At 56.1% G+C, this 25283-nt stretch carries 25 protein-coding genes; 20 read left to right on the top strand and 5 right to left on the bottom strand.

What is annotated here, in order from left to right:
• Positions 1 to 84: 84 nt before the first annotated feature.
• From ACWI0H_RS20630 to mscL, 4 genes are all read left to right on the top strand, one after another.
• Positions 85 to 915 carry a CoA transferase subunit A gene (locus tag ACWI0H_RS20630; RefSeq protein WP_485874410.1) on the top strand — a complete coding sequence of 277 codons (831 nt, stop codon included), beginning with the start codon at positions 85 to 87 and terminating at the stop codon, positions 913 to 915.
• On the top strand, positions 915 to 1688 hold the full coding sequence (locus tag ACWI0H_RS20625; protein ID WP_176302998.1) for a CoA-transferase subunit beta: 774 nt from the start codon (positions 915 to 917) through the stop codon (positions 1686 to 1688). Before ACWI0H_RS20630 ends, ACWI0H_RS20625 begins: the two co-directional genes overlap by 1 nt.
• Positions 1689 to 1714: 26 nt before the next feature.
• On the top strand, positions 1715 to 2917 hold the full coding sequence (pcaF, locus tag ACWI0H_RS20620; protein ID WP_485876287.1) for a 3-oxoadipyl-CoA thiolase: 1203 nt from the start codon (positions 1715 to 1717) through the stop codon (positions 2915 to 2917).
• 452 nt (positions 2918 to 3369) lie between these two features.
• Positions 3370 to 3888, top strand: a complete 519-nt coding sequence (gene mscL, locus ACWI0H_RS20615) for a large-conductance mechanosensitive channel protein MscL (protein ID WP_101146910.1) — start codon at positions 3370 to 3372, stop codon at positions 3886 to 3888.
• Between the two features lie 80 nt (positions 3889 to 3968).
• Here the strand turns inward: mscL and ACWI0H_RS20610 are convergent, their stop codons facing one another.
• Positions 3969 to 5231 (bottom strand): heme biosynthesis HemY N-terminal domain-containing protein, encoded by a 1263-nt coding sequence (locus tag ACWI0H_RS20610; protein ID WP_101146909.1) that lies wholly within the window; start codon positions 5229 to 5231, stop codon positions 3969 to 3971.
• Positions 5228 to 6043, bottom strand: coding sequence for a uroporphyrinogen-III C-methyltransferase (locus ACWI0H_RS20605; RefSeq protein WP_008956499.1), 816 nt, complete (start codon positions 6041 to 6043; stop codon positions 5228 to 5230). Before ACWI0H_RS20605 ends, ACWI0H_RS20610 begins: the two co-directional genes overlap by 4 nt.
• A gap of 172 nt (positions 6044 to 6215) precedes the next feature.
• Between ACWI0H_RS20605 and ACWI0H_RS20600 the strand changes: the two genes are divergently transcribed.
• Positions 6216 to 6653 carry a hypothetical protein gene (locus tag ACWI0H_RS20600; protein WP_485874409.1) on the top strand — a complete coding sequence of 146 codons (438 nt, stop codon included), beginning with the start codon at positions 6216 to 6218 and terminating at the stop codon, positions 6651 to 6653.
• Between the two features lie 165 nt (positions 6654 to 6818).
• On the opposite strand, the gene ACWI0H_RS20595 is transcribed toward ACWI0H_RS20600, so the two are convergent.
• Both ACWI0H_RS20595 and hemC read right to left on the bottom strand, forming a co-directional pair.
• Entirely contained in the window at positions 6819 to 7598 is a 780-nt protein-coding gene (locus ACWI0H_RS20595; RefSeq protein WP_336273432.1) for a uroporphyrinogen-III synthase, read from the bottom strand.
• Positions 7595 to 8539: a hydroxymethylbilane synthase gene (gene hemC / locus ACWI0H_RS20590; RefSeq protein ID WP_485874408.1), complete on the bottom strand. Its 945-nt coding sequence runs from the start codon at positions 8537 to 8539 to the stop codon at positions 7595 to 7597. Before hemC ends, ACWI0H_RS20595 begins: the two co-directional genes overlap by 4 nt.
• Positions 8540 to 8674: 135 nt before the next feature.
• On the opposite strand from hemC, the gene ACWI0H_RS20585 reads away from it, so the two are divergent.
• The 8 genes from ACWI0H_RS20585 to ACWI0H_RS20550 all read left to right on the top strand — a co-directional run bounded on the left by ACWI0H_RS20585 (position 8675) and on the right by ACWI0H_RS20550 (position 17657).
• Complete coding sequence (locus ACWI0H_RS20585) at positions 8675 to 11458, top strand: sensor domain-containing protein (RefSeq protein WP_485874407.1); 2784 nt, start codon at positions 8675 to 8677, stop codon at positions 11456 to 11458.
• 81 nt (positions 11459 to 11539) lie between these two features.
• Complete coding sequence (gene argH / locus ACWI0H_RS20580) at positions 11540 to 12943, top strand: argininosuccinate lyase (RefSeq protein WP_485874406.1); 1404 nt, start codon at positions 11540 to 11542, stop codon at positions 12941 to 12943.
• Complete coding sequence (gene lptM / locus ACWI0H_RS20575; RefSeq protein WP_336273436.1) at positions 12940 to 13071, top strand: LPS translocon maturation chaperone LptM; 132 nt, start codon at positions 12940 to 12942, stop codon at positions 13069 to 13071. The genes argH and lptM overlap by 4 nt, the downstream gene beginning before the upstream one ends.
• Before the next feature lie 32 nt (positions 13072 to 13103).
• Positions 13104 to 14375, top strand: a complete 1272-nt coding sequence (gene lysA / locus ACWI0H_RS20570; RefSeq protein ID WP_485874405.1) for a diaminopimelate decarboxylase — start codon at positions 13104 to 13106, stop codon at positions 14373 to 14375.
• The gene (gene dapF, locus ACWI0H_RS20565) at positions 14375 to 15208 is read left to right on the top strand and encodes a diaminopimelate epimerase (RefSeq protein WP_336273438.1); all 834 of its coding nucleotides are present in this window, start codon (positions 14375 to 14377) and stop codon (positions 15206 to 15208) included. Before lysA ends, dapF begins: the two co-directional genes overlap by 1 nt.
• Before the next feature lie 16 nt (positions 15209 to 15224).
• Positions 15225 to 15935 carry a DUF484 family protein gene (locus ACWI0H_RS20560; RefSeq protein ID WP_101146902.1) on the top strand — a complete coding sequence of 237 codons (711 nt, stop codon included), beginning with the start codon at positions 15225 to 15227 and terminating at the stop codon, positions 15933 to 15935.
• Positions 15928 to 16869 (top strand): tyrosine recombinase XerC, encoded by a 942-nt coding sequence (locus ACWI0H_RS20555; protein WP_101146937.1) that lies wholly within the window; start codon positions 15928 to 15930, stop codon positions 16867 to 16869. Before ACWI0H_RS20560 ends, ACWI0H_RS20555 begins: the two co-directional genes overlap by 8 nt.
• A 14-nt stretch (positions 16870 to 16883) precedes the next feature.
• Entirely contained in the window at positions 16884 to 17657 is a 774-nt protein-coding gene (locus ACWI0H_RS20550; protein WP_101146901.1) for an HAD family hydrolase, read from the top strand.
• Here the strand turns inward: ACWI0H_RS20550 and yihA are convergent.
• Complete coding sequence (gene yihA / locus ACWI0H_RS20545; RefSeq protein WP_008956511.1) at positions 17630 to 18268, bottom strand: ribosome biogenesis GTP-binding protein YihA/YsxC; 639 nt, start codon at positions 18266 to 18268, stop codon at positions 17630 to 17632. The genes ACWI0H_RS20550 and yihA overlap by 28 nt on opposite strands.
• A gap of 405 nt (positions 18269 to 18673) precedes the next feature.
• Between yihA and ACWI0H_RS20540 the strand changes: the two genes are divergently transcribed.
• From ACWI0H_RS20540 to thiD, 7 genes are all read left to right on the top strand, one after another.
• Positions 18674 to 19303, top strand: a complete 630-nt coding sequence (locus ACWI0H_RS20540; RefSeq protein ID WP_101146900.1) for a c-type cytochrome — start codon at positions 18674 to 18676, stop codon at positions 19301 to 19303.
• A 140-nt stretch (positions 19304 to 19443) separates the two neighbouring features.
• Positions 19444 to 20076 (top strand): thiol:disulfide interchange protein DsbA/DsbL, encoded by a 633-nt coding sequence (locus ACWI0H_RS20535; RefSeq protein WP_050805278.1) that lies wholly within the window; start codon positions 19444 to 19446, stop codon positions 20074 to 20076.
• A 2-nt stretch (positions 20077 to 20078) separates the two neighbouring features.
• Entirely contained in the window at positions 20079 to 20915 is an 837-nt protein-coding gene (locus ACWI0H_RS20530) for an endonuclease/exonuclease/phosphatase family protein (protein WP_176303026.1), read from the top strand.
• A 118-nt stretch (positions 20916 to 21033) separates the two neighbouring features.
• On the top strand, positions 21034 to 21594 hold the full coding sequence (locus ACWI0H_RS20525) for a TRAP transporter small permease subunit (protein ID WP_008956516.1): 561 nt from the start codon (positions 21034 to 21036) through the stop codon (positions 21592 to 21594).
• Positions 21594 to 22997: a TRAP transporter large permease gene (locus ACWI0H_RS20520; RefSeq protein ID WP_485874404.1), complete on the top strand. Its 1404-nt coding sequence runs from the start codon at positions 21594 to 21596 to the stop codon at positions 22995 to 22997. The genes ACWI0H_RS20525 and ACWI0H_RS20520 overlap by 1 nt, the downstream gene beginning before the upstream one ends.
• A 201-nt stretch (positions 22998 to 23198) precedes the next feature.
• Complete coding sequence (locus ACWI0H_RS20515; protein ID WP_485874403.1) at positions 23199 to 24311, top strand: TRAP transporter substrate-binding protein; 1113 nt, start codon at positions 23199 to 23201, stop codon at positions 24309 to 24311.
• Positions 24312 to 24452: 141 nt separating this feature from the next.
• Positions 24453 to 25283 (top strand): bifunctional hydroxymethylpyrimidine kinase/phosphomethylpyrimidine kinase, encoded by an 831-nt coding sequence (gene thiD / locus ACWI0H_RS20510; protein ID WP_485874402.1) that lies wholly within the window; start codon positions 24453 to 24455, stop codon positions 25281 to 25283.

The following is a 25283-nucleotide window of genomic DNA, read 5'->3' as shown; positions in this document are numbered from 1 at the left end:
CATTCTTTCCATACTTTATTGTTCGTATATTGAATCAATATTCGCATTGCGAACAGTACTATAAATTTTGTTGAGGCACCCATCATGTCCGAGTTTCTCAGCTTGCATGACGCGGTAGCGCGCTACGTCCAAGACGGCGCCACCGTGACCATGGAAGGCTTTACCCACCTGATTCCGTTTGCCGCCGGTCACGAAGTGATCCGCCAGAAAAAGCGTGACCTGACGCTGATCCGCATGACCCCCGATATCATCTACGATCAGATGATTGGCGCGGGCTGCGCTAAAAAGGTGATCTTCTCCTGGGGCGGTAACCCCGGCGTGGGATCGCTTCACCGCCTGCGCGATGCGGTTGAGAAAGGCTGGCCGCGCAAGATCGAGATTCTTGAGCACAGCCACGCGGCCATGGCCTGCGCCTTTGAAGCCGGTGCAGCGGGTTTGCCGCTGGCCGTTTTCCGCGGCTATATCGGCAGTGAACTGCCCAGCGTCAACGATCAAATCAAATTCATAGAGTGCCCGTTTACCGGTGAGCGCCTGGCGGCCGTGCCGTCAGTGCGCCCGGACGTCTCGATCATTCACGCCCAGCGCGCGGATCGCCAAGGCAATGTACTGGTAGAAGGCATTGTCGGCGTACAAAAAGAAGCCGTACTAGCCGCCAAGCACAGTATTGTCACGGTGGAAGAGATTGTTGATGACCTGAGGGCTACCCCCAACGCCTGTGTGATTCCCAGCTGGGCTATCAGCGCCATTGCGGTAGCCGAGAAAGGTGCGCTGCCCTCGTACACCCACGGCTATTACGGTCGCAGCAACCGCTTCTATAAAGAGTGGGATGCCATCGCTCGCGATCGCGACACCTTCACCCAGTGGCTCGACAACAACGTTTTTAATGCCGCCGATAACGTGGGAGGCCAAGCCTGATGAGTCTGGAATACACCTCTTCTGAAATGATGTCGGTGACCGCCGCGCGGGCGCTGGAAAATGGCATGACCTGCTTTGTGGGTATCGGGCTGCCCTCGGAAGCCGCCAACCTGGCACGGCTGACGCACGCCCCCGATGTAGTGCTGATTTACGAGTCCGGCACGCTGCAGACCAAGCCCGATATTCTGCCGTTATCTATTGGGGATGGTGAGCTGTGCGAATCGGCGCTCACCACCGTGGCGGTGCCGGAGATGTTCCGCTACTGGCTCCAGGGCGGCAAAGTCGACGTGGGCTTTTTAGGTACCGCGCAAATCGACCGCTTTGCTAACCTTAACACCACGCTTATCGGCGATTACAAAGCGCCCAAGGTTCGCCTGCCGGGTGGCGGCGGTGCGCCGGAAATCGCCACCAACGCCGGTGAAGTGTTTATCACTTTGAAGCACTCCAAGCGTGCCTTTGTGAAAGATGTCGACTTCGTCACCACCCTTGGCTTTGGCCGCGACGGGAAAGGGCGCGACAACGTGCCCAATATCGGCAAGGGCCCCACCCGCGTGATTACCGACCTGTGCGTGATGAAGCCCGACCCGGGCAGCAAAGAGCTGGTCGTGGTGTCACTGCACCCCGGTGTGAGTCGCGAGGAAGTGATTGAGGCTACCGGCTGGGAAGTGCGCTTTGCCGAGCAGCTTGAAAGCACACCTGAACCCAGTGCGAATGAGCTTGAAATTCTTCGTGAGCTCAAAGCGCGCACCGAGCGGGCCCACGCGGACGCATAAAGGATCTATTTATGAGCGATGTTGTTATGCAAGACGTCTTTCTATGTCATCCCCGTCGCACCGCCGTGGGACGTTTTGGTGGCACTCTGGCCAGCGTACGCCCGGATGATTTCGCCGCGACGATTTTTAAAGCCGTACTGGCGGAAGCGCCGGATCTCGACCCTGCTGCCATTGAAGAAGTCTTTATGGGCTGCGCCAACCAGGCCGGTGAAGATAACCGCAATGTGGCGCGTATGTCGTCGCTGCTGGCGGGCATTCCTACCTCAGTGCCCGGCACGACCATGAACCGCCTTTGCGGCTCGGGTATGGACGCGGTGGGTACCGCGTTTCGCGCCATTAAAGCCGGTGAAATGGAGCTGGCGCTGGCAGGCGGTGTGGAGTCCATGTCCCGCGCGCCTTACGTCATGGGCAAGGCCGATAGCGCCTTCGCGCGCAATCAAAAGCTCGAAGACACCACCATCGGCTGGCGCTTTATCAACCCGCTGATGAAGAAAGCCTACGGTGTCGAGTCTATGCCGGAGACCGCAGAGAACGTCGCCGAGCAGTTCAATATCTCTCGCGAAGATCAGGACGCTCTTGCCCTGCGCTCCCAGCAGAAAGCCTCTGCCGCTCAAAAAGCGGGGCGCTTTGCCCAGGAGATCACGGCAATCGAGATCCCGCGCCGCAAGCAGGAGCCGCTGATCTTTGACCAGGATGAGCATTTACGGGAAACCACGCTCGAAAAACTGGCAGGTTTGCCTACGCCCTTCCGTGAAGGCGGCAGCGTTACCGCAGGCAATGCTTCTGGCGTCAACGACGGCGCGGCGGCGATGCTGGTTGCCAGCGAAGCAGCGGTCAAACAGCATGGTCTTAAGCCGATGGCGAAAATTATCGGCATGGCCACGGCGGGCGTTGAGCCGCGCATCATGGGCTACGGGCCAGTACCGGCAGTGCAGAAACTGCTCAAGCGCACCGGTATCGCCATGGACGATATTGATATATTCGAGTTCAACGAAGCGTTCGCCGCCCAGGCGTTAGCCTGTATGCGCGACCTGGGGCTGACCGATGACGACCCTCGCGTCAATCCCAACGGCGGCGCGATTGCCCTAGGGCATCCGCTGGGCATGTCCGGCGCACGCCTGCTGCTCACCGCTGCTCATGAACTACAAAACAGCGGCAAGCGCTACGCACTGTGTACCATGTGTGTTGGCGTAGGGCAGGGTATCGCTACGCTGATCGAACGGGTTTAACGGAGGCAGATATGGCTTTTCATACCATCAATGGCCGCAGCGTGGCTTATCGACTGCTTGACAGTGATCCGAAACGGAAGTGGGCTGGTGCGCACCTAGTTGGGCCGTGGCAACGATAAGCTCTACGACCAGCTTTGTGAAATCCATGGCTGCCATACCTTTCAGGTAATTTAGTGTCAAAATAAGTTAATACTCAGCTTTCTGGCGGTAAGGAAGTTTTGGCCATTATTGGCATCGGAACTTGATGTCGTGCCGCTAGAAATTTTGATGGCTTGGGTCACTTGCCTTTGATAGTAGCCCTGGTGCTATGTTGAGTAGCCCTAGCATGGTTTAAGCTCCAGACAAGCTTAAAATAGCGACTTGTAGCTACTAACATTATATTTTTTAAGTGCCTATATTAAAGCTGCGCTATTCTTTATTACCAGTACAGACATGGTTATAAGGAAAGCTCAATGACAAAATTTTTCCAGGAATTTCGAGAATTTGCGGTAAAAGGCAATGTGGTCGATATGGCGGTGGGCATCATCATCGGCGGGGCGTTTACGCTGATTGTGCAGAGCCTGGTGGCTGATGTGATGAACCCGCTGATTGGGTTGCTGGTAGGCGGTGTCGATTTTTCAAATCTGTTTGTGGTGTTACGCCAAGGGGCGGTGGGTGGCCCTTATGCGACGCTGGCGGATGCGCAAGCCGCTGGGGCGGTGACATTGAACGTGGGGCTGTTTATTAATGCGGTCGTCAGCTTTACGATTGTCGCTTTCGTGGTGTTCCTGTTGGTACGCACCATCAACCGGTTAAAGCGCGAAGAGGCAGTGGCGCCTGCGAGTCCTACGGAGCAGCCTTGCCCGTATTGTTTAATGGTGGTGCCTATCAAAGCCACACGGTGTGGACACTGCACGGCGGCCTTGCCGTCCCCAGAGGCATCGGCTGAACCTTTGTCTCCTCAGCCCACTGAAACGCCGGTTGCCAAGTAATCGTCCAAAGCAAAAAGGTGCCTATTCAGGCACCTTTTTGCGTGTTCTAAAGCCGCTTTTTCAATGATAGAAATGCTAGGTTAAGCGCGTTTTTTGGCCGCTTTCGTATCCGGCTTTTGACTATCGTTCGCATCGCTTGGTTGGGGCAGCGAAGGTAGCGACTTGGCCAGCATTTCAACGCTGTGGCGGTAGTAAAGCTGACTTTTGTTATGCTCACCAAGGCTTGCATAAAGGCGGGCAAGTTCAGCACATACCACGCCATTGGGGCGTTGACGCTGGCTGGCTTCGAAGTACTCCTGCGCTTTTTCCCACTGGCCAACACGCAGAGAGAGACGACCACAGGCGAGCAGCAGTTCAGGATCATTGGGGCGTTCCTGCAGCCACTTCTCAGCTTTCGCCAGTTGGCGTCCTGCGTCCACATTCAGCAGGCCATAGCGTTTCACCAAGCGCGCGTCCCAGTGATGATCCAGCGAGTGGTTGAGCAAACGCTCGGCAATCGGCTCCTCGTTAGCCTGAATCAGCGCTTCGGTGTAGAGCACGATTAGCTCGGTGTTGCCGCGCAGGTAGTCGGGCATGTCGGCCCACAGCCCCCGCACTCGTTCAATATTGGTGGGGTTTTGCGCTTCAAACACGATCAGTTCGCGGTAGGCTTTAAATTCCAGCTGCTCACGCTCTTGCTGGGTAATCAGCTTTTGCGCAGCTAGCCTTGGAATCAAGCGCCGTAAGCCTTCCCAGTCGTTGACGCTCAAATGCACCTGTTTGAGTAGCTTGAGTACCTGCGGGTGGTTCGAGAGCTTTTTATCCAACCGGTTCAGGATCGCCAGCGCCTCTTCCGGCTGCTGACGCTCAATCATCATTTGCGCCTGCATCAAGCCCACCGCGGTATCGGCGCCGTCGGTGGTTAGCTGCGCTTGGTTGAGATGCTCTTGGGATTTTGCGTGATGCCCTTGGTAATGCGCGGCCAGGGCCGCCGAGAGGTAGTTGACCAGTGGTGTGCTAGAGTCGTCAGCGGCATTCACCAAGGTCTTTTCGGCTTTTTTCCAGCGGCCTTCGGTGAGCGCTACCAAGCCACGCTGAGTGCGCTGCATGGCGCGGCGGTTGCGGGCACGGCTGTTCCAGGTGCGAAAGCGTCCCATGGGGCGAATAATGCCGCTGAGTAAGCGCAGTACAAAGTGCAGCACGACAAACGCCGCAAACAGCAGCACTAGGCCAAACCAGAAAGAGGTTTGAATAGATGAGTCGCCCACGCGGATCAGCCAGTAACCGGGTACCGACATCATCAGGTGCCCAAACAGGGCCCCGACGGCAAGCCCGGCGACAATGAGGAGAACGAGCTTTCTCATGCATCACCTCCGCTTTGGCCACGCGTCTCATAGCGATTCTCAATAAAGCGTGCCAGTTCCTGCTGAGAGGCGCTGATATCCGGCAGCTCCGGTTTAACCTCGGCTTGCTGTAGCTCCTCTAGACGAGTAATAACGCTTTGCGTCTCTTCGCGAGTGGTGTCGTAGTAGTCGTTTAGCAGCTGTAGCGCTTTATCGATACTCGCATCATAAAGCTCTTTTTCTTCATTGAGCAGGGCTAGCTGAGTCTGCTCCAGTACTAAGCGCAGGCTTTGGCGCAGGTAAGACTCTTGCTCCGGGGTAATCAGTGCTTCCAGGGCTTCGTCGTGATGGCGAACCACCACCAAGTCTTTGAGCTCTTCACCGAAACGCGCTAGCTGGCGCTGGAACGTGCCGGTAGGCGGCTGCTCGATACTCGACGTTACCGCCTGCTCTTCAATTTCTTGCGAGAGACGCAGTTCAGAAATGCGCTCCTGCTGCGCATTCAGTGCTAGGTAGAGCCCTGTACGGTCAACCTGGGGCACGGCGTCAAGCGCGGCTAGCTCATTGGCAATCGCTTCGCGAACGGGGGTCAGCGCGGGGTTATCCGCATCGACCAAGCGTGCATCGGCAGTGCGCAGTAGCGCGGCGGCGCCATCAACGTCGCCTTCTAGCTGCAGGCGTTGGTTGGCTAGGCGTAGTAGATAAGCGGCTTCGGCATGCAGCCATTCGCGCTCGTCGGTGTCCTGCTCTTGTGAGAGCTGGTCAAGCACTTGGCCCAGCGTCTCGTCGACATCACTACGGTAGCTGTCAAACTCACTACGCAGCTCTTCCATGGTGCTTTGAGTTGCTTCATTGCGCTCCGCTTCACCGCTGTCTAAACGCGACTCAAGGTCGCTGACTGCCTGTTGCGAAGCGCTACCTTCAGCCTGTTGCGCCAGTTCGTCGAGGCGTTGTTGCTGGCTTTCCAGACGCTGCCAGCCTTGCCAAGCAACGAGCGCTAAGGCAATGGCTAAGATAAGTACCAGGGCGATGGCGAGACCGCTGCCCTTTTTACCGCTATTCCCGCCGCTATTGTTTCCACCGCTACTATTTCCACGACCACTGTTTCCACCACTAACATTTCCACTACCATGGCCCGCGCTGCCAGCCTTCTCAGTAGCGGGTTTTGAAGCTGTGGAATCTGAAGAAGCGTTAGACGAGGTGTTTGAAGGGCTTGGTGCAGCCGCGCTCGGCGAAGCTGTGCTGCTGCCTTTAGCCGTGCTGGAAGTCGTCGTCGGCGTTACATCCGCCGGTTTTGCACTCGCCTGTGAAGTGCTGGCCGCGGCAGGGTTCTTTTCTGAGGCACTGTCTGAGGTGCTATCTGAAGAGCTAGCAGCAGTTGAGCCCGTATTCTGGGATCCTTTTCCACGCCGCCGCGAACGACTGTTTTTAGCCCCACTGTGAGACGGTGTTGCTGAGCTAGTCGGGGGTGACTGCGTGCTAGGCTCAGTGGCGTCGGTAGTGGAAGCTGCTTTGTCAGTCGTCGTGGGGACGCCTTGGGAGGCATCGGCGGACGTAGGTTGTACATCGTCCTGATCGTTTACTTGTTTGCTCATCTGTCGCTAGCCCTTAGTAAGTTCCTTGATCGACATCGGCACCCTGTGGGTCGCAGGTCTCCAACGCCGCTATCAACGCAGCTGGCGTTGCTCCAGACGCCACCTTGAGGTTACAAAACCCCAGTATGCCAGCCAGTGTAGCCAAACGGCGACTGGAAACGATTAGCGGTTGGTTCAAGGCCGCCTGATTACACCATTTTGCCAGATGTTCCAGCAGTTCGCTGCTGGTGACGATCAACGCCCGATAATTACCTGAAAAAAGGCGCGCCTGCTGAGCAGGTGCAAGCGCATGAAAGGTGCGCCGATACACGGCAATGCGCGTCACCTTTGCACCCCGCTCGGCAAGCGTTTCAGCGAGCAGGGGCCGGCCGCCTTCACCTGCCACCAGTAGAACACGCTGATGCGCTAATTGCTGCAGCGATGCAAGCGCCAGCAGCGCTTCGCTAGTATCTTCGCCCGCGGTGGGCGAAGGCACATGGACGCGGATTCCCAATTGATTGTAAAGCGTACTCGCGGTGGCGCTGCCAACACTATAGTAGTCAATTCCCACCGGTAGCTGGGGCCAGAAGCGATCCAGCGCCTCACTTAAGCAGGTGGCAGCAAAAGGGCTGATGACAATTATCTTACGGTACTGATCAATATCCAGCCAAATTTGCCGCATGGCGGGGTCTTCTGGCAGTGCTTCAAGCTGCATCACATTGAGTGATTCAACGCTTTCGCCCTGGTTGCGCAACGCCGCCGCTAACGCTTCGCCGCGTTCCCCTGGGCGGCAGATCAGTACCGGTTGGCTCATATTTCGCGGCCGTAAACCTCTGCCAAAATATCGCCAGCGCCTTGGTCGAGCAACTCTTCGGCAATGCGAATACCCAGCGCTTCAGGTTCATACATCGAGCCTCGCCCTTCGGCGCGTAGCACTTCTGTGCCCTCAGGGTTACCGACCAGGCCGCGCAGCCACAAGGTTTCATTATCCAGGTCCAGCACCGCATGGCCCGCAATAGGCACTTGGCAACCGCCTTCTAAACGCGTATTCATGGCCCGCTCTGCACGCACGCGCGTGGCAGTATCGGCATCATCCAGCGGCGCCAGCAACGCGACGAGTTCGGGGTCATGCAGGCGGCATTCTATACCTAACGCGCCTTGGCCGCAGGCGGGCAAGCACACTTCCGGTGGCAGCGCCTGAGCAATGCGCTCATCCAAACCCAAGCGTTTAAGGCCCGAGGTAGCCAAAATGATGGCGTCGAATTCGCCCGCATCTAGCTTGGCCAACCGCGTTTGCACATTGCCGCGTAGATTAAGAATTTGCAGGTCAGGGCGGGCTTCACGCATTTGCAACCCGCGGCGCAGGCTGGCGGTGCCAATACGCGCCCCTTCTGGAAGCTCATCAATGCTAGAGTAGTGGTTGGATACAAATGCATCGGTTGGGTCGGCGCCCTCCAGAATGACCGATAAACCCAGTCCTTCAGGGAAGTGCATCGGCACATCCTTCATGGAGTGAACGGCAATGTCGGCGCGGCCATCCAGCATGGCGTCTTCCAGCTCTTTGACGAACAGTGCCTTACCGCCAATTTTTGAAAGCGGCGTATCGAGAATTTTATCGCCCTTGGTGGATAAAGGCACAAGCTCCACTTCAAGACCACTGTGCTCCGCCATTAAACGGTCGCGAACGTACTCAGCCTGCCACATAGCCAGTTGGCTTTTACGCGTGGCAATGCGCAATTTGGTGATAGATAGCACGTTATTCTCCCTAATACCGCAGACACGGCGAGTCAAACTATGTTAAACCTCATCATAAAGCACCGAGCGTCACAGTAAAAATAACGGAGCTAATTATGCTCTCGCAACGTGTCTTTTCATTGCCTAGGAAATCGTATGTCCTCAGTGCTTACTAAAGGTCAGTTGGATCAGTTCTTTCTGCTCTCGCAGGATCTGTTCTGCTGTATCGACTTTCAGGGCACGTTGCTTGAGGTTAATCCTGCCTTTGAGTCGCTGTTAGGATATTCAGCCGGTGCGTTAGTCGGGCGTCGCTGCGGAGTGGTGGTAGATCCGCAGGATTATCCGGTGATTGAAGCGGCGCTGGTGCGTATGCAGCGCAGGGAAATTGTTGTTCCCTTTGAAGTCCGCGCCATCTCGGTGTCTGGGGAGGTCCATTGGATTGAAATTACCCCGACTGCCGGTGGTGATGTTATTTATATTATTGCCCGGGTCATCACGCAGCGTAAGTTGGCAGAAGCACAGTTACTGAGCAACCAGCGACTATTTAAAATAGCCGGTGAAACGGCGCTGATAGGCGGCTGGTACGTGGACATGGTCATAGGGAGGCCTAACTGGTCGGATGAAATTTGCCGCCTCCATGGTGTGGCTCCCGGCTTCCAGCCGACCGTTGAACAAGCGATTGGGTTTTACGCGCCCTCCTCCCAGCCACGTATCTTGGAAGTCTTTAACGCCTGCTGCCAACAGGGAATGAGTTTTGACGAAGAGCTAGAGGTGATCACTTACCAAGGTAAGCATATCTGGGTGCGTGTTATTGGTAAGGCCGTGCGCGATGAGCGTGGGGAAATCAGTCAGGTGGAGGGCTCGACGCAAGATATTACCGAGCAAAAACAGCTGCGTGAAAATCTAACCCAGCTTGCGCAACGACTCACCATTACGCTTGATAGTATTACCGATGGTTTCTTCACCTTAAATACGGATTGGCGTTTTACCTACGTTAATAGTGAGGCGGAACGCATTTTGAAGCGTCGCAAAGGCGAGCTGCTGGGCCAGCATATTTGGCAGAGCTTTCCTGATGCAAAAGGCAGCTACTTTGACGACGAATATCAACGTGCGGCTAGCCAACAAACGGCGGTACATTTTGAAGCTTTCAATCCGCGGTTAGAGTTATGGCTGGAAGTGCATGTTTATCCTTCAGCTGAAGGGCTTACCGTCTATTTTCGCGACATTAGCGAGCGCAAAGCGAGTGAGCATCAGCTGAAGCTGCTAGAGCGTAGTGTGGAATCAAGCACCAACGGGGTGATTATTGTCGCTGCCCAAAGCAGCGATCTCCCCATGGTCTACGTCAATGCCGCCTTTGAGCGCATAACCGGCTATTCGCGCAGTGAAGCGCTGGGGCGTAATTGCCGGTTCTTGCAGGGCGAAGATACCGACCCCGCTACCGTCAAACTGCTGCAGGAAGGTATTGCTCAGCAGCACGAAGTGCACGTAGTGATCCGTAACTATCGGCGTGATGGTTCGATTTTTTGGAACGACTTGTATATTTCGCCAGTGCGCGACGAAACAGGTGACGTGACTCACTATCTGGGTGTTCAAAACGATGTATCTGAACAGCGCGAATATCAGGCCCAGCTTACCTATAACGCCAATCACGATGCGCTTACCGGGCTGCCTAATCGAGTAATGCTTGGTCAGCGCTTGGAAGAGGGGTGCGTGTTAGCACGTCGCTATCAGCGCTTTATTGCCGTTCTGTTTATCGATCTAGATGATTTTAAACCCATTAACGATACGCTCGGCCATGAGGTGGGCGACTTTATCTTAGTCGAGGTTGCCAAGCGTCTTGAAGATGAACTACGCCCTTGGGACACCGTGGCGCGCTTTGGCAGCGACGAGTTTGTTGTTTTACTGCCCGACTTAGCCCATGAAAAAGACGTGATACAGGTGGTTGAACGCGTGCTGCAGAGGCTTTCGCCGCCTTATTGGTACCGCGGCAGCGAACTGCGTATTACCGCCAGCATCGGCATTGCTATCAACGACGGCAATATGAAAAACCCTCGCCAACTTATCCAACAAGCAGATTTGGCCATGTACAAGGCCAAGCGACGTGGACGCAACACCTACCACTGGTATACCGAAGACTTAAATCGCAAGGTGAGTGAGCGGGTTAGTTTACGCAGCGCGCTTCAGCAAGCCATTGAGCAACAACAGTTTACGCTTTATTACCAGCCACAAGTCCATGCCCCGAGTGGCCGTGTGGTAGGCGTAGAAGCATTAATCCGCTGGCAACATCCAGAGCGCGGTAATGTTCCGCCGTCTGATTTCATCAGCTTGGCAGAAGATACCGGGCAGATCATACCTATCAGCGATTGGGTGCTAGCGACCGCTTGCCGGGATGCCCAGCAGCTTAATGCCATGGGTGTTGGCCCGATCACCATGGCGGTCAATATCTCCCCGATGCAGTTTCAACGCCCCGGTTTTCTGGCCTCTATTGAACAGGTGTTGGCACAGAGTAGCTTAGCGCCAGTTCTGCTAGAGCTTGAAATTACCGAGGGGGTTTTAATGGACAGCGCCGAACAAGCAATCCAGGTATTAGCGGATTTGTCTGCGTTGGGCGTTCATATTGCCTTAGACGATTTTGGCACCGGCTTCTCTAGCTTGAGCTACCTTAAGCGCCTGCCGATTAATAAAATTAAAATTGACCGTTCGTTTGTGCGCGATGTGATTACCGATCGCAACGATGCGGCCATTATCGATGGTATTGTCGCCATGGCGGGAAAAATGGGGTTAGGAGTGCTAGTGGAAGGGATAGAGACGCTGGAGCAGTTTGCCTACCTTGAACAGCACCGCTGCCACTACTTTCAAGGCTACTACTTCGCTCGTCCTATGCCCTTAGACGCCCTCTGCGCATTTTTGGCATCACCCCCTGTGTTTGCTGCTCGCTGACCGGCGACTCTGGTACACTTTCCGCAATGACTCCCACTTTCCGTAACGACTTTTACGTTTTGTCAGCAGGATATACCTTCGATGAGCCAAGCAACGAATCAGTCTTGGGGCGGTCGCTTTAGCGAGCCCACCGATGCCTTTGTCGCACGTTTCACCGCGTCTGTGACTTTCGACCAGCGCCTGGCGCGCCAGGATATTCAGGGCTCTATCGCCCACGCCACCATGTTAGCCCGTGTAGGCGTACTCACCGATGATGAACGCGACGCTATCATTAACGGCCTTAACGAGATTCAGGGCGAAATTGAGCGCGGCGAGTTTAACTGGTCGGTGCCGTTAGAAGATGTGCACATGAATATCGAGGCGCGACTGACCGAAAAGATCGGTATTACCGGCAAAAAACTCCACACCGGGCGTTCGCGTAACGACCAAGTCGCCACCGATATTCGCCTGTTTATGCGCGATGAGATCGATGTTATCGAAGTGGAATTGAAGCGCCTGCGTGAAGGCATGATCGAATTGGCTGATCGTGAAGCCGAGACGATCATGCCCGGCTTTACCCACTTGCAAACCGCCCAGCCGGTTACCTTCGGGCACCATATTTTAGCCTGGCAAGAGATGCTGGCACGTGACCATGAGCGCCTGCTGGACTGCCGCAAACGCGTTAATGTGATGCCGCTGGGCGCGGCCGCATTGGCTGGCACCACCTATCCGATTGATCGCCACGTGACCGCAGAGCTACTAGGCTTTGACCGACCCTCAGAAAACTCTCTGGATGCCGTTTCAGACCGCGACTTTGCGATTGAATTTACCAGCTTTGCCAGCATTCTACTGATGCACCTGTCGCGCATGAGTGAAGAGCTGGTGCTGTGGACCAGCGCCCAGTTCAACTTTATCGATCTACCTGACCGTTTCTGCACCGGCTCTTCGATCATGCCGCAGAAGAAGAACCCTGACGTGCCCGAGCTGGTGCGGGGTAAGACGGGCCGGGTATATGGTCACCTGATGTCGCTACTAACGCTGATGAAATCGCAGCCGTTGGCTTACAACAAAGACAACCAGGAAGATAAAGAACCGCTGTTCGATGCGGTGGATACCGTGCGCGACTGCTTAAAAGCCTTCGCCGACATGGTGCCCGCGATTGAGCCCAAAAAAGCCAGCATGTATGAAGCGGCACGGCGCGGATTCTCCACTGCGACGGATTTGGCTGACTATCTGGTGCGCAAAGGCGTGGCCTTCCGCGACGCTCATGAAATCGTTGGTCAGTCAGTCGCCTATGGCCTAAAAACCGAAAAAGATCTGTCTGAAATGAGCCTTGATGAGCTTAAGCAGTTCTCCGCTACCATCGAGCAGGATGTGTTCGAGGTACTTACCCTGGAAGGTTCGGTAGCTGCCCGCAACCACATTGGCGGCACCGCGCCAAACCAAGTGCGGGCTGCTGCCCAGCGAGCGCGTGAGGCACTCAGCGCACTCAAGGCGGGCGCATGAAAACGTTGGCAATCTTGACCCTTACCACACTGCTGTTAACCGGGCTGGCAGGCTGTGGGCAAAAAGGGCCGCTTTATTTGCCGGACGATGCACCTGCTGATGAGCAGTCTAGTCAGGCTGCTGAATAGAGCGTTGCAGGCCAGGAGAAGGGGAGAGCATTATGGATCATTTTAATTACCGCGATGGCGTGCTGTATGCCGAAGATGTGCCGCTATCACGGATTGCCGACGAGCACGGCACGCCCTGCTACGTCTACTCAAAAGCGACGTTTGAACGTCACTTTCGCGCTTACACTGAAGCGCTGGGCGGCCACCCGCACCTGATTTGTTATGCGGTGAAGGCGAATTCCAACTTGGCAGTACTGGGCCTTTTGGCCAAGCTCGGCGCGGGGTTTGATATTGTCTCTATCGGCGAACTTGAACGCGTGCTTAAAGCCGGTGGTGACCCGGCCAAGGTGGTATTTTCTGGCGTGGCCAAGCAAGCTCACGAAATGGCCCGAGCGCTGGAAGTGGGCATTAAGTGCTTTAACGTTGAATCGCGCCCGGAGCTTGAGCGCTTGAACCGCGTTGCCGGTGAGCTGGGAAAAATCGCGCCGGTCTCGCTACGAGTGAACCCGGATGTGGACGCGGGCACCCACCCGTATATCTCTACCGGTTTGAAAGACAACAAGTTCGGCATCCCGGTAGATGAAGCGCTGGATGTTTACGAACTAGCCGCGAGCCTGCCTAATTTGAAGGTGAAGGGGCTCGATTGTCACATTGGTTCTCAGCTTACTGAAACGGCACCCTTTCTGGATGCCCTTGATCGCTTGTTGATGCTCATGGAGCGCCTGCGTGAACGCGGCATCGAAATCGAACATCTCGATTTAGGCGGCGGTTTGGGTGTGCCTTACCGCGATGAAAAACCGCCCCAGCCGTTCGATTACGCCAGCCAGCTGTTGGCACGGTTATCGCGCTGGGAAGGTGGCGAAGCGCTGACACTGTTGTTTGAGCCCGGCCGTTCCATCGCCGCCAATGCCGGTGTCATGCTCACTCGGGTAGAGTTTCTCAAGCCCGGCGAAACCAAAAACTTCGCCATTGTCGATGCCGCCATGAACGACTTGATTCGCCCGGCGCTGTATCAGGCGTGGCAGGCGATTGTGCCCGTCGATACCCGCGAAGTACGCGAAAGCGCCCTTTACGATGTGGTTGGCCCGGTATGCGAAACGGGTGATTTTCTGGGCAAAGAGCGCGAGCTGGCAATTGCCGAAGGCGACCTGCTGGCGGTGCGTTCGGCGGGGGCTTACGGCTTTGTCATGGCGTCGAACTATAACAGCCGTCCTCGTGCTGCCGAGTTAATGGTCGATGGCGACAACTGCCACGTGGTACGTGCACGGGAGACTGTCGCTAGCCTGTGGGCGGGTGAGGCACTGCTGCCCGAAGGGGAGCACTGATGCTTTTACACTTCACCAAAATGCATGGTCTAGGCAATGACTTTGTCATGGTGGATCTAGTCACTCAGCGTGCCCGGCTGGATGAAGCGCAAATCCGCGCTCTGGCGGACCGGCGCTTTGGCATAGGCTTCGACCAGCTGTTGGTCGTGGAGCCGCCCCGTGATCCGGAAATGGATTTTCGCTACCGCATTTACAACGCCGATGGCAGTGAAGTGGAAAACTGTGGCAACGGGGCGCGCTGTTTTGCCCGTTTTGTGCGTGATCAGCGGCTGACTCATAAGCATGAAATCCATGTGGAAACTGCAGGCGGACCCTTGGTGCTGACCGTGCAGCACGACGGCATGGTGCGTGTGGATATGGGCCGCCCGCGGTTTAGTCCTTTGGCGCTGCCGTTCGATGCTCCAGGGGACCAACCACTGCACCGCTTAGAAGTGGGCGATGAAACACTACAGATCGGTGTGGTTTCCATGGGTAATCCTCATGCGGTGATTCAGGTCGACAATGTGGACACTGCGCCGGTCGAGCGCCTGGGGCCGTTGGTGGAAGCGCATCCTCGTTTTCCCAAGCGTGTTAACGTGGGCTTTATGCAGGTCGTCTCGCCCAGCGAAATCCGTCTGCGCGTGTATGAGCGCGGCAGTGGCGAAACGCTGGCTTGCGGTACCGGTGCTTGCGCCGCCGTGGCCAGCGGTATCCGTCAGGGGCTGCTGAAAAGTCCCGTGAAGGTTCATTTGCCCGGTGGAGAACTCAGCATTGAGTGGCCTGATCCTGAAGGGGCGCTAACAATGGTGGGACCAGCTACACGCGTCTTCGATGGCCGCGTAGCCATTAATTAATTCGAGGAGAACGGCGATGTCACAAGCCCCCGAACCCCGCAAAACGCTCGATCCTGATCAAGTGGCGTTCTGGCTGGCGCGTCATCCCGATTTTTTCGTCGGTCGCGAAGGGCTTCTGCAGCAATTGCAGGTGCCCCACCCGCATATCGACGGGGCGGTATCGCTGCTGGAACGCTTGGTCTTTGATCTACGCAAGCGCGCTGAAAACGCGGAAGGCCGCCTGGAGCACTTGTTGGAAACCGCTCGCCATAACGAGTCCCAATACCGTCGGTTGCGAGAAACGCTGATTGCGCTGGTGGAAGCGCAAGACCGCGATGCGCTGGCGCAAGCGTTGGCTACCCAACTCAGCGAGCGCTTTGAAACGCCTGCCATGGCGCTATGGTGCCCGGCCACATTAAGCGACAGTGAGCCAACGCCGCCCCAGCCACCGCGCCATGTGTTGGATCAACACGCCAGCGCACGGCTGACAGCGCTGCTGGATGGCCGCACCAGCCGCTGCGTTAAGCTTAGCGTTAGCGATTGGAAGTGCCTGCTGCCTCACGTTAAAGCGCCGCGTAAAGCGGGCTCCTGTGCCATTTCTCGCCTATCCGCAGGCGACCCGCTCGGGTATCTATTGCTGGCAAGCCCCAGCCCGGATGCCTATCGGGCCAGCATGGACACACTCTTCACCGAGTATTTGGGCGATATCGTCGCACGGCTACTGGTGCGCCTGGGTGATCATGGTTGAGGCTCCCTTGGGTGAAGTGTCGATAGCCAAGCACATTGACGGCTTTCTAGCCGCATTGTCATCCCATGCAAGTCCTGCAACGGTGGAAGCCTATCGGCATGATCTGGCCGCGCTGTGTGCCTTTACCGAGCGCCGGGAGGTGACGGACCCCGCGGCGTTAGATACCGCGCTGCTGCGGGCTTTTTTAGGGTCGGAGCGCAGCCGGGGTTTAGCGCCAAGAAGCCTTGCCCGGCGCCGGGCGGCGCTTTCCAAATTTGCTGATTATTTGGTTAAACAGGGCGTGCTGGCCGATAACCCGGTGGGGTTGTTGCGTACGCCCAAACAGCCGAGCCATTTGCCGCGTCCGGTGGATGTTGACGCCCTGGCGCGCTTTCTCGATACCCCTCACGACGGCTCGCCGCTGGGCGTGCGGGATCAGGCCATCCTTGAGCTGTTTTACTCCAGCGGGCTGCGTCTAGCAGAGCTTGCAGCCCTTGATTTGGGCGATTTGCAAAACAGCCGGGTAAGGGTGACCGGCAAAGGCGGCAAACCGCGCCAAGTGCCCGTCGGGCGGCGCGCCCAGCAGGCACTGGCGGAGTGGCTGGGCTGTCGCTCCGCGCTCGCACCGGTGGATGAATTGGCGCTGTTTGTGGGGCAGCGTGGCACGCGGCTAGGCCATCGGGCCATTCAGAAACGCTTAGCGCAGCTGTCGTTAGCCCGCGGCTTGCCCGAACATTTGCACCCTCACCGTTTGCGCCACTCCTTTGCTAGCCACCTGCTTGAGTCGAGCCAGGATCTGCGCGCGGTGCAGGAACTGTTGGGCCACGCTAACCTGTCGACCACGCAAATCTATACCCGGCTTGACTGGCAGCATCTTGCAACCAGCTACGATGCGGCGCATCCCCGGGCTAAAAGAAGCCCCAGTCCCAGAAACGGCGAAAACAGAAACAAATAGCCCAGGAGCAAACCATGACCAAGTTGAAGGCCATTACCTTCGATTTAGACGACACGCTGTGGGACAACCATGGCGTGATGGCGCGTACCGAAGAGGGACACTACCGCTGGCTGCTGGAGGCGCTTGAGGCTTGGCGAGCGGCAAGCCAGGAACCAGCCCTAACATTGACCCAAGAAGGCGGCCGGGAGGATTACCTTCAGCGTCGTCAACAGTTAGCCAAAGAGGTGCCCGAACGGCGCGGTGACTTTACTTGGCTGCGAATGCGCGCCCTGGAAGCGCAGTTAGAGGCGGAAGGCCTGACCCGCAGTGCCGCTTTGTTGTGGGCGGCAGCGGCGATGAATGAGTTCCATCGCCTGCGCGTGCAAGTCACACCACACCCAGAGGCGGCCGGTTTGCTGGCGGTGTTAACCGAGCGTTATCAGCTAGCAGCCATCACGAATGGCAATATTCATTTGGCGCGTCAGCCGCTGGCCGCCTATTTTCCGGTGGCCATCGCAGCAGGCGAGTTGTTAGCACCTAAACCTGATCCCACGCCGTTTCTGACGGCGCTTGCGCGCTTGAACGTGGCCCCCGAACACGCCATGCACGTAGGCGATTCATGGCAGGAAGATGTATTACCCGCCCAGCAGCTGGGTATGCATGCCGTGTGGATTTCCGCGCTGGAAGATCAACCACTTCCCCCGCGGGTACACCGTATTGCTCATATTAAAGAGCTGCCCCGCGTGCTTGAGATGTTAGAAAAGGCGGGCTTGGAAACGCATCATTCCGGCGGTGTGTACAGCCACTGATTGAGTTTCTGGGATAGTGTATCGACGCCGTCACGCTTGAGCGAAGAGAAGAGCTGTACAGAGACCAAGTCTTCCCACTCCTTCAAGCGCGAACGTACTTTCTGCAACGAAGCGCTGGCGGGCCCTTTTTTAAGCTTGTCCGCTTTCGTCAGCAGAATATGCACCGGCATTTCGCGCTGGTCGGCATAATTGAGCATCATCTGATCGAACTCAGTGAGCGGGTGGCGAACGTCCATTAGCAGTACTAAGCCGCGTAGACTAAAGCGATTGCGTAGGTATTCTGCTAAGTGCTTTTGCCACTCTAGCTTGACCGATTCCGGAACCTTGGCGTAGCCGTAGCCGGGTAGGTCGACCAAGCGCAGCGATTCATCGTTCATGACACTGAAGAAGTTAATCAACTGAGTGCGCCCCGGTGTACGCGACGTGCGCGCCAACGCATTTTGTTGTGTTAAGGCGTTGATAGCACTTGATTTGCCCGCGTTAGAGCGCCCGGCAAAAGCTACTTCAGCGCCGGTATCATCTGGGCACAAAGCCAAGGTGGGAGCGCTGATAATAAAACTTGCCGTCGGGTAGTTCAACCGAGGGACTGGGCTATCGTGAGGGGTAGTCATGGACTTAATCCTGAAAAACGAACATAAAAGCGGCCTACTCAACGCACTATCATCAATGTGCTCATCAATGCGCTATCATCAACGCACTATCAACCCATTATGGCTACTTCAGCGCGTAAAGTAGAACGCTTGGTAGTGACGCATAATAGAGAAATGAGAGCAGGACTGCGACGAATTACCCCTAAAGCAGACCAGGACTTGCATTCCCGCCGCTGGGGTGATTCGTTATAATGCAAGCGGTTTATATCTGCGACCTGGGGCGCTAGTGTACCATCGCCCTCTAGCCGGCAGCGACCAACGCGACACGTTGTTCGTTTTGGCGGAGCTAACCCTGGTAATTTGTGGAGCCTGGGAAGCGCCCAGGGTGCGTACCAGTCAAACATAAAACGGCATAGTGGAAGAGCAATGAGAAAGTTACTGGCAAGCCTGGCAATTACCATGGGCGCCGTTGGCGCTGCCCACGCTCAAACGGACTATCAAGCCGATGCGGACGCATCTGCTGGTCAAGAAATGTCCCAAGTCTGCGCCGCCTGTCATGGGCAGCAGGGTATTAGCCCTTCAGGCGCGTTTCCTAACCTGGCTGGGCAGCAAATGTCTTACCTGGCCAAGCAGATTATGGATATCCGCGACGGTGATCGTGTGGTGCCTCAAATGGCGGGCATCGTGGATGACTACTCTGACCAAGACGCCTGGGATGCTGCGGCCTACTTTGCGGAACAAGACGCTAACTTGGGCCAAACCAACGACGAAGACGCTGAATTATTGGCGCGCGGCGAAGAGATTTACCGTGCTGGCGATATGGCTAAGGGTATCCCCGCCTGTTCAGCCTGTCACACGCCGACCGGGGTAGGTATCGGTAGTGCCGTGTATCCTGGCCTTTCCGGTCAGCATGCTCAATATACGGTTTCTACGCTGCAGGCATTTGCGTCCGGCGATCGCACCAATGACCCCAATAATATTATGGGCGATATTGCTTCCAAAATGAGTGACAGGGATATGGAAGCAGTGGCGAATTACGTATTAGGACTGAATTAAGGCTGCAAAATTTTATACCTCCTTGTGCCGTTTGGTTCCCTCATTTGTCTATGTGCTTGAAATGAGGGAACCCGCTAATATAACCACGGTCTTAGTCCTCGCTTACCCATGGAGAGATTTATACGATGTTTAAAACGACAATGTTTAAAACGCTAATGGTTACGATGGCCGGTCTAGGTTTTTCTGCGCTAGTGAGTGCCCAGGATGTGGTTGAAGGCCAGCACTATGAAGTGCTTGAGTCACCGGTAGAAACCCACGCTGAAGATGGGCAAATTGCAGTTACTGAAGTGTTCTGGTTTGGGTGCCCGCACTGTTACCGGCTACAAACACCGGTTAATGAGTGGTACGAGACGCTGGAAGACGACGTTAGCGTAGAACATATGCCAGCTACCATGGGCGGCGACTGGAATACCCACGCTACCGCTTTCTACGCGGCTGAGTCGCTGGGTATTGAAGAGGAGCTACACGCCGATTTCTTTAATGCTATCCATCAGGAAAATCAGTCGCTCACTGAGTCCGATGAGATTGCCGCTTTTTTCGCTAACTATGGTGTCAGCGAAGAAGAGGCCAAAAAAGCGCTGACCGACTTTAGTGTTCGTAGCGATGTCAATGAAGCCAACAACCGTATGCGTGAGATGAAGTTGATGGGGGTGCCCGCGCTGGTGATTGACGGACGCTACGTTGTTTCGCCGAGTTCAGCCGGTAGCCTGGAAAATATGCCGAAAATTGCTGATGCGCTGGTCGAGCAGGTGCGTGCAGAGCGCGCAGAATAACCGTGTTGCGTGAAGCGAGAGAGCGTGATGAGGCAGTACCCAGTAGCCATCGTCCGGTGCTGTTGGAAGAGGGCCATCTGCGGCTGTTAACGTTTAACCTGCAGGTGGGTATTCAGACGTCAGCGTATCATCACTATCTCACGCGCAGCTGGCAGCACTTATTGCCGCATCCGCGTCGACAGCAGCGGCTGGATATGATGGGCGAAGTGCTGAGTAAGTTCGACATAGTTGGGCTACAAGAAGTTGATGGCGGCAGCTTTCGCTCCAGCCGCGTTAACCAAGTGGAGTATCTCGCTACCAAAGCGGGATTTCCGCACCATGTTCAGCAGTTAAACCGCAACCTGGGGCGTATTGCCCAGCACAGCAATGGGTTACTGTCGCGCTTGGTACCTAGTCAGGTCGTTGAGCACCGCTTACCGGGCGCAATGCCTGGCCGAGGCGCTATTCATGCCCGCTTTGGCGAAGGCCCGGATGCCCTGCATATTTTTGTTGCTCACTTGGCGCTTAGCCACCGCGGTCGTGTGCGCCAACTCAACTATCTAAGCGATATTATTCAGCCGCTGCGCCACGTCGTGGTGATGGGCGATCTCAACTGTACGCCTGACCAACTACACGCTCACGAGCGCTTTAGTTTGTCGCTGCCCCTGCACCCGGTTAAACCCCTTTTCAGCTATCCTTCCTGGCAACCGCGCCATGCGCTGGATCATATTCTGTTGTCGCAGTCGCTAGAGGCCGCGGAAGTACGTGTGCTGGATCATCTGTTCTCTGATCACCTACCGATAGCCGTCAATCTTCCGCTGCCAGAGGCTTGTTTAGCGGCTATTCGCTCAAGCGTTTAGGCTAAGTGTTTAGGCCAACAAGATAGCCTTTGTCGCCTGTGGGCGCTGCATTGTCCGCGTATATGCGCTATTGTCTGGGGCGCTGACTCCCCTTAGTCGTTTTACGCGAGACACTTCCATGTCGGACACAACACAACTACCTGCCTTTATTGGTGCGCTGGACCGCGCTTCAGAGTGGTTCGGCCGTACCCTTGCGTGGCTGATCATCATTATGATGTTGATTCAGTTCGCGATTGTACTGCTTCGTTATGCCTTCAGCGTGAACAGCATCTTTATGCAAGAGCTGGTGATGTATATGCACGCTAGCGTCTTTATGCTGGCTGCTGCTTACACCTTTCGTCACGACGGCCACGTGCGGGTGGATATCTTCTATCGAGGCATGACTCCGCGCCGCCAAGCGTTAATCAATGTCGTGGGTATTATTACGCTACTGATTCCCGTGATGATCTTTATCATCGCTTCCAGCCTGGGCTACGTTGCCAACTCCTGGCGTATTCTGGAAACCTCCTCCGACTATGGTGGCATTCCGGCTGTCTATGCACTGAAAACCTTAATTCCACTGTTTGCCGTGCTGATGATCGTGCAAGGCGTGGTTGAGATCGTGCGTAATAGCTATGTGATGGCCGGACGGATAGTGCCGGCTGCTGCTGGCGGCAACCATCTTGAGGAGCGTGTTTGATGCTGGAATTCATGCCGATTATTTTATTTGCCGTCATCTGCATTGTGTTGATGTTCGGCTTTCCCGTAGCGCTTTCGCTGGCGGGCACGGCGCTGCTGTTTGCCGGTATGGGGCTGGGCCTGGAAGCCATTGGTATCGATGCCAATTTTGATAGCGGCTATCTCGCCGCCTTGCCCAACCGGCTTTACGGCATTATGACCAACCAAACGCTGTTGGCGGTGCCGCTATTTGTGTTGATGGGCGTCTTGCTGGAAAAATCCAAAGTGGCGGAAACGCTGCTGGATGCCATGGCCCTGCTGTTTGGTTCCATGCGGGGCGGGTTGGGTATTTCGGTGACGCTGGTGGGCATGTTGATGGCTGCCTCTACCGGCATTGTGGGGGCCACAGTGGTCACCATGGGGCTGATGTCGCTACCCACCATGCTAAAGCGTGGCTACAGCACATCGCTTGCGACCGGCACTATCTGTGCCACCGGCACGTTGGGACAAATCATTCCGCCTTCCATCGCCCTGGTGCTGCTGGGTGATGTGTTGTCATCGGCGTACCAGCAAGCACAGCTGGATATGGGGATTTTCAGCCCTAAAACGGTCTCTGTGGGCGACCTGTTTATGGGCGCGTTGGTGCCTGGGTTGCTGCTAGTCGTGATGTATATGATTTATGTGGCGCTGGTGGCGTGGTTGCGACCGCACATGGCGCCCGCTGCCGACCGTGAAGAGTTAATGGCCGAGCTTGGCCATACCTCAGGTATAGGCATGCTGCTGCTCAAAGGCTTGGTGCCACCCGTCGTGCTGATTGTGGCGGTGCTGGGGTCGATCCTAAGCGGCTTTGCCACACCGACTGAAGCCTCCGCGGTGGGTGCTTTTGGCGCCCTGGTGTTGGCGTTGGCTTACCGTCAGCTCGACTGGGAGACCCTGAAAGACGTGCTGCGCTCGACCACTCACGTCACCACCATGGTGTTTCTGATCCTGATCGGTGCGGCGCTGTTTTCGCTGGTCTTCCGTGCCTACGGCGGCGAGCACATGGTGACCGAGCTGTTCGAGGCGATGCCCGGCGGCGTGGTGGGCGCCACGATTATCGTCATGCTGGTTATATTCCTGCTCGGCTTTATTCTCGACTTTATCGAAATCACCTTTGTGGTGGTGCCCATTGTCGGGCCGATCTTGCTTGCCATGGGCCTTGACCCGATTTGGCTGGGCATCATGATTGCCATCAATCTGCAGACATCGTTCTTAACGCCGCCGTTTGGTTTCGCGCTGTTTTACTTGCGCGGTGTCGCGCCGCCGTCTGTGTCGACGTCGGCTATTTACCGTGGCGTTATCCCGTTTATTCTGATGCAGTTGGGTATGCTGATCATGCTTAGCTTCTTCCCGCAGTTGGCAACTTGGCTTCCCTCGCAGTTCTAGTCAACAAGAGGTAAGTTGAAAAGTATCACTGTGGTCAACGCAGCTATCAACGAATATATGTGGCAACCTAACTATAAAGCAGCAACGAGCCATTAGTGTCCTATAGCAAGTAATGGTCTGTAGCAAACCGCCTAGCGTTCTACGCTAGGCGGGGTATTCCCTACTCATAATAGTAATAATAGAAAGTAAGAGGGTTATTGTATGAAAGCCAAAACACTCCCAGTCGCCATCGCGATGACGACCGCTCTCTCTGCCAGTTTGCTGGTGGTCTCTAGCTTCGATAACCACGCCCAGGCGCAAGAGGACGAGTTCCGTTGGAAAATGGTCACCTCCTGGCCGAAGAATTTCCCAGGTGTTGGCCAAGGCCCAGAGCGCCTATCTGAGCTGGTGGATGAAATGTCGGATGGCCGCCTGACCATCGAAGTCTTCGGCGCTGGCCAGCTGGTGCCGGGGTTTGAAGTGTTTGACGCCGTTTCCGACGGCACTGCTGAACTCGGCCACTCCGCTTCCTACTACTGGAAAGGAAAAGCCCCCGCCGCTCAGTTCTTTGCTGCCGTGCCGTTTGGCATGAACGCTCAGGAAATGAACGCCTGGTTAAGCTATGGCGGCGGTATGGAGTTATGGAACGAGCTTTATGACGGCTTTGGCGTTGACGTCATGGTCGCCGGTGCCTCAGGCGTGCAGATGGGCGGCTGGTACAACAAAGAGATCAACTCGGTTGATGACCTAGACGGTCTGAAAATGCGTATGCCTGGCCTGGGTGGCGAAGTAATGAGCCGTATGGGTGTAGCGATTGTGAACATGCCGGGCGGCGAGATCTTTACCTCGCTGCAGTCGGGCGCGATTGACGCTACCGAGTGGATTGGCCCCTATAACGACTTGGCGTTTGGCCTGCATCAGGCTGCTGACTATTACTACTACCCAGGTTGGCACGAGCCGACGGTCATGTTCGAGGCGATCGTTAACGAAGACGCTTTCGCTGAGCTGCCAGCGGATTTGCAGGCAATCCTGCGTACCGCTATTAGCGATATCAACCAAAGCGTACTGGATGAGTACACCGCACGTAACAACGATGCGTTGGAAACCCTGGTGAACGAGCACGAGGTTGAGCTGCGCCGTATTCCTGACGACGTGCTTGCTCAAGCCCGCGAGCATTCGGCTGATGTTGTCGCCGAACTGGCGGAGTCGAGCGAATTAGCCACGCGCATCTATGACTCTTATCAAGCGTTCCAGGAAAAGGTCGAGGATTACCACGCTATCTCCGAGCAGGCGTACTACAACGCCCGTAACCCGGAAGGCGACACCGCGCAATAGACTGCTGTGCTTAACGCACACGAACACAACAGCCGCCTTCGGGCGGCTGTTGTGTGTCTGGAGCGTAGGTTTTAAGCAGCACAAAATGCATAGCTTGGGTATCCTAGGCAGACAGTGACGATTTTGTCGTAAAGGAGCCTCATGTCTACCCATTCCCGTCTGCGCAATGTGCTCACCATCGCTGGCTCCGACCCGTCTGGCGGAGCTGGTTTACAGGGCGATTTGAAGACTTTTTCGGTCCTCGGCGTGTATGGCACTAACGTGATCACCGCGGTGATTGCCCAGAATACCTGTGGCGTCGCCTCGGTGTATCCAGTCTCTCCTCAGGCCATTCGCGAGCAGCTTGAGCACCTGCTAGATGATGTGGCGCTGGACGCGGTCAAAATTGGCATGGTGGCCAGCCGCGAGGTTGCTGAGGTAATCGCCGACGTGCTGCGCCAGCGCCGACCGCGCTGGATCGTGCTCGACCCTGTAATGGTCGCCAAGAGCGGTGACATACTGGTTGATGACGCCGGTATTCGTGCCGTGCGTGACATCTTGGTGCCGCTTGCCGATGTCATCACCCCCAACTTGCCGGAAGCCGCGGTTCTACTCGATTCGCCATCGCCTACCAGCTTGGATGACATGGAGGCAATGTTGCCGGGACTGACCCAGCTGGGGGCGCCTTATGTGGTATTAAAAGGCGGTCATTTGCGCGGAGCGACCTGCCCAGACCTGCTGGCAACCCCCAACGGCCATGAATGGTTGCCCGCCTCGCGAATCGACACCAACAATTTGCACGGCACCGGCTGCGCGCTCTCCTCGGCGATTGCCGCCTGTCTGGCGAAACTGCCAGAGCAGTCAGGTCCTGATGCCCCGGTGGCGGCGATCGGCGATGCCAAGCGTTGGCTACATGCAGCGCTGGAAGCGAGTGTGCGCTTAAATGTGGGTAAAGGGCGCGGTCCGGTGCACCATTTTCACGCTTGGTGGTGA

Source organism: Halomonas sp. NYA30 (assembly GCF_976980765.1).
This window is presented reverse-complemented; position numbering and strand designations above follow the sequence as displayed.